The organism is Oleiphilus sp. HI0132, assembly GCF_001635845.1.
The window spans coordinates 1-8,673 of the sequence record NZ_LWGJ01001074.1; the positions used below are offsets into that span (position 1 = coordinate 1).

The following is an 8,673-nucleotide window of genomic DNA, read 5'->3' on the forward strand; positions in this document are numbered from 1 at the left end:
ATCACGAGTATGAGAGCTAAAGTTCGCGGTTTCAATATCAACTAATTGAGGCTCGGCATCTTTACGCAACATCGGGTCGTCATCTTTCAACATGTCAGTTGTTTTCTCGGAGCGCGGGTAATACAAAATATCTTTCTTACCTTGAAGTGCTTCAGCCAAAGAATCGAGGCAATTCTTATGGAAAATAATATCGCAGTCGGTAAACCACAACCAGTCAGCTTTAGTCGAACGAGCCGCCATGTTTCGACCAATTCCGCGGCGAAATAGTTTTCCCTTACTTAGCGGCTGAAAATTCCAAGTAACATTTGGCACCTCTAGCTTAGAAAAGTAATCTAAAACAGCTTTGGTACCTTTATCTTCCTCAGCATAAAACACGGTTGCGGTTAAACGTAACTTACTGGGTGGGTAGTTGACGTATGAACTTAACTGATAGCTCAAGGTATTAGAGTAGTTCCAGCAATGACTTACGATTTCCAGATCAAACTCACCTGAAACAGCTGACCGAGTTTCGGTTTCAGGAATGGGGTCGCGAAACCACGACACGGGTAACAAAGGCTTAACAAACCACCGAAATAGTTGGATCAAATATGAATCATAACGAAGTGGCGGATAAGTTTTGGTTTGTTGCATCAAGACGTTTCCCAGAGAAAGTATCGTAGCCAAGGATATTACCATAAGAGCAATAAAATGGTTCCTATTATTAAGACATACTCAATCCCATAAACGGTGAAGGAAGACAACACAAGCCCCAAACTTGTCCACATATTTTTTTGTATGTTAGTATCGCCGCCATTTATTGAAATACCTATCAGATCCAGGATTCATAATGCTTTATAGAAGTGAAGTTGACGGTTTACGAGCCATAGCAGTGCTACCAGTCATTCTTTTCCACGCTGGACTATTTGGTTTTAGCGGTGGCTATGCTGGCGTCGATATCTTTTTTGTTATCAGCGGTTATTTGATTACCCGTATCATTCTGGATGAGCTGAACGCAGGTACTTTTACGATCAGAAACTTCTATGAGCGTCGCGCACGTAGAATCTTACCCGCTTTATTTAGCATGCTGACTGTAACAACGCTTATTGCCGTTGTCGTGATGCCTTCAGAGCTTTTTAAATCTTATGCCAATAGCGGGCTAACGGTTATCAGCTTCATCTCTAACTTCCATTTTTATAGCGTTAGTGATTATTTTTCTACGGCAGCAGAGCAAAAACCACTGTTACATACCTGGAGCCTTGCAGTAGAAGAACAGTATTATGTACTCTTTCCTTTGTTAGCCTTATATGCCTTCCGTAAAGGTAAGTCACTCTCTGCAATCGTTATCGCTCTCACGCTCGCCTCTTTACTGTTATCGCAATATATGGCCTTCAAAGGAGACTCCGCAGCAAATTTCTATTTAATTTCCTCTCGTGCTTGGGAGCTATTGTTTGGCTCAATTATTTCCATATACAAATTTGATCAGATTTCATATACGAGACCCGTCAGGCAGATAGCGTCTTTGACTGGTCTCACAATGGTTATCGCTTCATTCTTTTGCTTTGATGCTGACACGCCATTTCCTAGCTTTTATACTTTGCTACCCGTTATAGGTGCCAGCCTAATCATTATATTTGCTGATCGCCAAACTCTAGCTGGCAAATTACTCTCTCTAAAGCCAATTGTAGCCGTAGGACTCATCTCCTATTCTCTCTATTTATGGCATCAGCCATTGTTCGCGTTCTTGCGGATGAAGAGCTCAGGCGAACCTTCTGAAGCACTATTCATCCTGGCAGTACTTTTAACCTTCGTACTGGCTTTTCTAAGTTACCGCTATGTCGAAACCCCGTTTAGAAGAAGCCCTAAGTTCAAAAACAAGGATATGATCCAGGTTGCTAAACGTTGGATAGGTATTGCTATATTAGGCTTTGGATTCATACTCGCAACTGACGGCATGCAATTTCGTTTTAGCACCGAATATGATGCAACGATTGAACATAACCCTAAGAGAAAACAGTGCCACACCAAAGGGAAAGACTACCTGCGCCCGGAAGAATCGTGTCATTACTTCAACGACAATGTCACCTGGGCTACTTTTGGAGATAGTCACACCGTAGAACTTGCTTATGCCTTAGCAAAGAAGCTCGAGCCTCATAAGCAAGGCAACCGTCACTTGTCGTTTAGTGGCTGCCAACCCGCGCTGAACTATAATGTCAAACGAGGTGGCTGCCATAATTGGACAAATGAAACACTAGCTTACTTAGAACAAGAACAAAGCATTAAGAATGTAATCGTAGGCTACCGATATACAGGTTTTTTATCTAAACCAGATATCAATAATTGGCTGAGAGAACCTTTCCGAAAAGAAACGCACGAAGAAGTTTGGGAAATGTACTGGCAAAGCCTAGATGAGATTATCAGTCGCTTATTAAAAGCAGGTAAAATGGTCTACGTAGTCTATCCGATACCAGAATTACCAGATCATATCGCGACGATACTGACCCCGAACTACCTCTTTGTTGATGATTATACCTATGACAAGGATAAAACCACGACAGTGGATGCATACATGAAGCGTCATGCGTTTATCCTTGAGAAACTAGATAGCTTGCCATTTGGTGATAACCTGAAAGCAATTAAGCCTCTCGAAGCAATATGCTCTGAAGAATACTGTCCGACAGTAAGGGATGGCCAAGCACTATATTTCGATGACGATCACTTAAGCTTAACAGGTGCCGGAATTGTACTGGATCATGCACAACTCAAAATTGACTAGCCAATAGGGATTATCCAAAATCCCACTTGGCATGTTTGGCTGAAAACTCAACCATATGATCAATAAACGCACGCAGTTTGGTGGTAAACTGCTTATTGCTTGGGAACAAGATGCTTAAAGGTAAGTCAAAGTTATACTCTGGGAGCACTTCAACCAGCTCACCCTTTTCCAGCGCATTGGCGATATGAACACGAGGTAAACGGGTGATTCCCAAACCATCGACGGCAGCCTGACGAGACATAAACATATCATTGGTGGCAAGACGTGTTTCCACCAAATCAACCAGTATATCCGGCTCAGGGTTAAGCCATTCAGGGATTTCCAGCTGAACTAATTTATGGCCACCTAAGTCATCAATACTGTCAGGGTAACCGTACTTCTTAATGTAGGCAGGACTACAACAGTAAACAACGACAGCCGAGCCCAAACCACGCCTGACAAGACTGGAATCATCCAAATGACCAGCAATGATCGCACAATCGATCTTCTCTTCAATCAGGTCTACTTTACGCTGATTAACCAGGTTCTGAAGCTTAACCTCGGGGTACTTCTCCATAAAGCTCGCCATCAGTTCAGACATAAATGGGTCTTCATAGGCGTAAGGCGAAGTCACTCTTAATATTCCTGAAGGCTTGGCTTGTAAGTTCTGAACAGCTAACTCTGCTGTTTCAGCCTCCTGAAGCATGCGACTGCAGTGTTCATAATACACTGCGCCGATATCAGTCAGCTTTTGCTGCCGGGTGGTACGATACAGTAACTGTACATTTAAGCGTGTTTCCAGATCAGAAATTCTTCGACTAATAGTAGAAACAGGAATACCACTTTTCTTCGCAGCACTGGAGAAGTTGCCACTATCGACAACCGCTACAAACACAGCCATTTCATCAAGAGAGTAATTCATAGCCTAAGCAACCTTCTCAAATATGGTAAAGTTATTCTATTTTTTTTGTTATTGCCCTTCAATCTGAGCAGATATAGACTAACTCAAAACTTGCTTAGCGGGTAGCACTAAATACAGGCCTTTTGGTACTACCCCTCTTTTCTCTCTTTTCGTTTTACTCAGTTGAGTGACCCGTTTAACTTTCTGATATAATCGACTTGCATTAAACAGGTAGCATAAATAACATCTACTTACTTAACCAATCGATTAAAGGCAAACATAGGTTCCCTTCTTAGAAGTACCTTATTACTAGGCCTTACCTTGTTAAACACTTTAGAATACTTTCCCGGGCTGGTAACACGTAATGACAAGCCATATATTTCTGATTGACACTGAACTTCAATGCTTTGCGTCACTAAAAATTATTGAAACAGAAAAAATCCATCGCCCCATATTCTTTAGTTTTAACAAGAAAGCTTCCCACTACCTCAAGCAACGTAAAAGTAAAGTAATTCCTCTGGAAACTAAATCAAGAGGTATCTTCCGAAGAGCCCGTGCTCTTCATAAAAACATTAGTAAAATCAAAAAGCACTTAAACGATAAGAATATTTTTTACATTAACCGGCTCGATCTAATTTATACGAACGTCATCATTGGAACGCTCAATAAAAGTCATAACATAGAAGTTCGAATCGTGCCTGAAGGTACGATAAACTATTCACCTGAAGACGCATCCGTAAAGTGGGAATATAGAGCGAAGAAAAAATGGCCATCGCGCATAAGCTATGGAGTCACTGGACTACGCATATATCCTATAGAAGGGGAACGAATAGGCACAGATACTCCCATCGTAAGCACTGCCTATAGTTTTTCTGGGCTAGAAAGCCCTTACCCTAAGTCGAAAGTGAAATACATTTCCTTGCCTGACAAAACTTCTGAATCGGATCGAATAGGGGCTAGAAAAGCATTGGTTGTAGGTCAGTGCCTTCTAAAAAATAGTAAAACGCCAAAGGAAGTTGAACACCGTATTTCGAATGAAATAGAGAATAAGTTAAGCTCATTGGGCGTGACTGAAATACATTATATTGCCCACCCAAGGGACGAATACGACTGCCTATTCAAGGAAAACTATAAAAAAATTGAACACGATTACGTTTGTTTAGAACAGTATTTGGAACAAAATGAGTATGACGTTCTGATATCATGCTGCAGCACAGTTTTACTCACTGCAAAACTGATTTTTGGTGATCGAATAGACTCTATATCTGTTGGCGCCAATATCTATCCACAGGCCCTTGATAGTATTAGTACTATATTCAGAGTAGCGAACGTTGATACGATTGATCTTGATTCAGTCGGATAAATCAAGCTGTGCAAAACGTTCACTTAATAACGACACACCAGACCCTTTTAGAACATCCATGACCCTCCGACACAAAGAACATTATCTAAATCCAAGTAATCTTTCGCAGTGGACTCATTCACCCCACCTGTCGGCATGAAGTACATATTACGATAAGGCCCCGAAATTGCCTGAATATATTCAACACCGCCTAAGAGCTTTGCTGGAAATAACTTTACCAAACAGAGACCCAAGGCAATAGCTCTCTCAATCTCCGTGGGTGTTGCGACCCCAGGAATAAAGTCAAAGTTTCGCTCTTTAGATTTCGAAATTATTAGTTCATTCAACCCTGGAGAAACCCCAAAATCGGCTCCCGCACAAATCGACTCATCTAGCTGCTCAACATTCAATATAGTACCTGCCCCGACCTTCAAACTTGGAAAGTCGCGCTTTATGCTACGAATAGCATCGAGAGCTACGTCTGTGCGTAAAGTTACTTCAAAGACATCAAACCCATCAGCAACTAATGCCCGAATTTTATTTTGCAAACCTTCAAGATTCTTAACAACGAGCACACAGACGACTTTATTTTTTAGATATTCCATCTTTATCCACCAATTATCTCCATTGCAGCATTAAGAACCTCGTTTTTATTATCCTCATAAACCTCAGGAAAAACATAACCCCACTTAGCTTGGATGGTAGATAGCTTTTCAACCCAATTACACTTTTCGAGATGAGAATATGAGTCATCAATAAAAAGAGCCCTCTTGATATTCATTCGTTTTATATAGTCATCCATGAACAAAGACTTGCAGCCAAATTGGTCATATGACCTCGAATCAAAAATTTCGACATCACGCAACACACCGTACTTTTCAAGAAGCGCACTGACAGTTTCTGCATCCTTCGTCGTTACAACAACAACATTCGAATTGTTATTTATTAAGTCTATGAAGCCATTAGCACCTTCATAAAAGTGATTTAAATCAAGCCATTCATCCCAGAAATGATTTCTAACAACTTGTCGCGTAGCAAAAAATCTATCCTGGAAAACCCTAGCTTCGTCTCCTGCTTCATTTGGCAACATATCTAGAAATTGGACGTCCTTCTCTTCGTCCAAACACTTTAATAGATAATAGTAATTCCACGCGGGACCAATATGACAACGCTGTTCGAGAAACCTCCTGCAATGCTCACTATTCAAGTCTACGTCAGAAAGTTTCTGAGATTTTTTAGTCGCAAGCATAGCCATAGCATATGCTTCTTTAGCCGAATCTACGATTACACCATCAAAGTCCAGAAATATAACACTCTCATTTTGAGTTTTAGACTCATTGCTCTGATAAATCCCCATTAAATCACGAGCAATTTCATAGTCTTCGTATTCATCTATATCGATGCCCGCAATCTTGGAAACACAGGACTTAAAAGGGTTCTTACCAAGAAGATACTCTTTATCAAGCATCAATGACTTAGGAGCCATATACAGCCCATTCGTTACCCTATAAATATTAGGCAGCTCCTGGCTAATGGTATGTTTCTTTGTTGCAGAATAATTGATTGGTTTTTCATCATCCCAAAAATATTCCTTGAGCAAGTTTACAGAAACCAAGCTATCGAAACTTGAAGTTTCTGGAATAACATGATCATAGTACTCACGAAACCCCTGCAAATACTCTTGAGGACTCATCAAAGGAACAACACATGTCACCCAAGCAATGTGCTCGTGCGGTATATCTTTAACGACACCAACAATGACCTCACTAAAAGTAGCTTTATGTCCGTCAGCAAGGAACTGATCGCGACGATGAACTTTTACACCCTCTTCTCGAGCAATATCCATCAGTACATCAGCCTCAGTACTAACGTATATGCTATCTTTTGACAGCACTTTCTTAAGCTGTCTTATTTTCCACGCTAACAGACTAATTTTGTCTTCACCAACCTCAAGAAGGGCCTTTTGCGAAACTCTTGAACTACCAAGTCTGACAGGTATCACTGCCGCAATATCATACTTATTAAACATTTCTCACCATTTTATAAGGTCCTATTGTCATCGAGCGACTCAGCCTCCTCTTTCTTATCACTTCGTTCATTGTAACAACAACTTAAGCCTACCAACTCCATCACCGCAACGTGACGGTATACTAAATTACAGCCCTATATAGATTATCTGATTACATCATAGAAAACGAGCCACCTAATCTTTAAGTTATACAAGATCCTTGTAAGCGTCTGGGCATTACCTATTGATCAGCCTTCCCGTTATGTGGCAATAACTCATCCAGCCGATTATTCTTATGCGACGGTAATCGGTTAAGCACATCTTTCTGATAGGCGTATGCTTCCAATCCATTCATCTTGGCGGTTTGGATTAACGACATAATTGTAATGTTTAAGGGGACGGAGGGATTATTTATTAGCCATTTTTTGGTCTCCCTCTACGCATCTGGCCAATCTTTTGCCCTGTCTTCTCGGCAACTTGGATCTTGAACCTATCGGAACCCAGCGGTTGGCAATAGTGTTCTGCTAACCGAATCCCGTGCACATCTGAGCCACTCAAGCTTTCTTTAAATAACTCACGATATTGATAGCATCTTTGCTCTATATCACTGCCTAACTCAAGATACAGTTCATGCGGAGTTGTCACAACATGCTCATCACCATAGGCATTTGAGCCATAGCTACTCCATTTGTACTCTTCCGGCCGCTCAACCATTTTCGCTGTCACCGGATTTAGTTCGATATATCGATAACATTTCAACAAATAGGCCACCCCATCAATAGGGCTTGATTTGTGCCTACCTTCCCATAACGTTCCTGTGCGCTTGTACGTCTTATTAAAGTACTGCGCATAACGGCTACCCAACACCTTCATCACTTGAGAAATACCATCTTGCTCTGAAGCTGTCATAAGTAAATGCACATGATTGGTCATCAAAACATAACTATGAAGCGCCACATTGTAACGGCTCAGTACCTCGCCTAGAACATGCAAGTAAAATTGGTAATCTTCAGGTGAGTAAAAACAGGCTTCTCGATTATTCCCGCGCTGAACAATATGAAAGGGCACGTCAGGCAAATACATCCTTTTTCTTCTCGGCATCGCAAACTCCTTTTTGCGTATGGATTAAGAATCATTGAAAGTATCAGAGTTTGGGTTTACGGAGAAGTTTGTCTGCTGGTCAATTAATAATCCCTCCGTCCCCTTTCTTTACTTTTCTCTCATTTCGTTTTACTCCGGCGGGTCAACCCGGTCCGCCGAAGAAGTATTCACCCGAAACCAACCCGCAATCGAGTAGCGATCCTTTTTAGCTGGCAGCACTTCATGCGGAAACTCTTCACTAAGAAAGACCACCAGTGTCGCGAAGCTAGGAAGCACTTTTTGCCCTTCTTGATCATCCTGATCCTTGTATACAACTAACTCACCGCCATCCTCTTGCGTCCAGTCTTTATTAAAATAGGCGACCAAAGTGAGTGTTCGATTTGACTGCCCCTTAAAGGCATCCAAGTGGCGCTGATAAAAATCACCCGCACTGTAATGCGCAAAATGACTTTCGAACGAAAACAAGCCTAAGTATAAGCGCCTGTTCATATAAGACTGCAATTGAGACGCCCATTCAAGCCAAGCCTTACCCGCCTCCGTCTCTTCTGAGATCCAAGCGATTTCATCAGAGCGAACCGTCTCGTTCCTCA

General features: G+C 41.5%; 8 protein-coding genes and 1 pseudogene. 2 read left to right on the plus strand and 7 right to left on the minus strand.

The window, feature by feature from the left end; translation table 11 throughout:
- On the minus strand, nt 1-630 hold a 630-nt coding region (locus A3766_RS13640), incomplete at its 3' end, for a glycosyltransferase family 2 protein (RefSeq protein ID WP_068642363.1).
- A 196-nt stretch (nt 631-826) separates the two neighbouring features.
- Between A3766_RS13640 and A3766_RS13645 the strand changes: the two genes are divergently transcribed.
- A complete protein-coding gene (locus A3766_RS13645; protein WP_068507741.1) occupies nt 827-2,752 on the plus strand; it encodes an acyltransferase family protein in 1,926 nt (641 codons plus the stop codon).
- A 10-nt stretch (nt 2,753-2,762) separates the two neighbouring features.
- On the opposite strand, the gene A3766_RS13650 is transcribed toward A3766_RS13645, so the two are convergent.
- The gene (locus A3766_RS13650; protein ID WP_068507739.1) at nt 2,763-3,653 is read right to left on the minus strand and encodes a LysR family transcriptional regulator; all 891 of its coding nucleotides are present in this window, start codon (nt 3,651-3,653) and stop codon (nt 2,763-2,765) included.
- A gap of 343 nt (nt 3,654-3,996) precedes the next feature.
- Here A3766_RS13650 and A3766_RS13655 point away from each other — a divergent pair, with 343 nt between their 5' ends.
- A complete protein-coding gene (locus tag A3766_RS13655; protein ID WP_068507737.1) occupies nt 3,997-4,995 on the plus strand; it encodes a polysialyltransferase family glycosyltransferase in 999 nt (332 codons plus the stop codon).
- Between the two features lie 47 nt (nt 4,996-5,042).
- Here the strand turns inward: A3766_RS13655 and eda are convergent, their stop codons facing one another.
- The 5 genes and pseudogenes from eda to A3766_RS13675 form a co-directional block, all read right to left on the minus strand.
- Nucleotides 5,043-5,579, minus strand: a complete 537-nt coding sequence (gene eda, locus A3766_RS13660; protein ID WP_068507735.1) for a bifunctional 4-hydroxy-2-oxoglutarate aldolase/2-dehydro-3-deoxy-phosphogluconate aldolase — start codon at nt 5,577-5,579, stop codon at nt 5,043-5,045.
- A gap of 2 nt (nt 5,580-5,581) precedes the next feature.
- Nucleotides 5,582-7,003, minus strand: coding sequence for a cytidylyltransferase domain-containing protein (locus tag A3766_RS29660; protein WP_068507734.1), 1,422 nt, complete (start codon nt 7,001-7,003; stop codon nt 5,582-5,584).
- Between the two features lie 220 nt (nt 7,004-7,223).
- Nucleotides 7,224-7,364, minus strand: a pseudogene (locus tag A3766_RS28960) (transposase domain-containing protein); the annotation flags it as partial.
- Nucleotides 7,365-7,396: 32 nt separating this feature from the next.
- Entirely contained in the window at nt 7,397-8,083 is a 687-nt protein-coding gene (locus tag A3766_RS13670) for a transposase (protein ID WP_068507732.1), read from the minus strand.
- A 129-nt stretch (nt 8,084-8,212) separates the two neighbouring features.
- The coding region (locus tag A3766_RS13675; protein WP_068642365.1) for a 2OG-Fe(II) oxygenase at nt 8,213-8,673 on the minus strand (461 nt) is incomplete at its 5' end.

Coding starts and splice junctions, on each gene's coding strand:
- A3766_RS13670 (WP_068507732.1), bottom strand. CDS start 8,083: ATGCCGAGAAGAAAAAGGATGTATTTGCCTGACGTGCCCTTTCATATT.
- A3766_RS13645 (WP_068507741.1), top strand. CDS start 827: ATGCTTTATAGAAGTGAAGTTGACGGTTTACGAGCCATAGCAGTGCTA.
- A3766_RS29660 (WP_068507734.1), bottom strand. CDS start 7,003: ATGTTTAATAAGTATGATATTGCGGCAGTGATACCTGTCAGACTTGGT.
- A3766_RS13650 (WP_068507739.1), bottom strand. CDS start 3,653: ATGAATTACTCTCTTGATGAAATGGCTGTGTTTGTAGCGGTTGTCGAT.
- A3766_RS13655 (WP_068507737.1), top strand. CDS start 3,997: ATGACAAGCCATATATTTCTGATTGACACTGAACTTCAATGCTTTGCG.
- eda (WP_068507735.1), bottom strand. CDS start 5,579: ATGGAATATCTAAAAAATAAAGTCGTCTGTGTGCTCGTTGTTAAGAAT.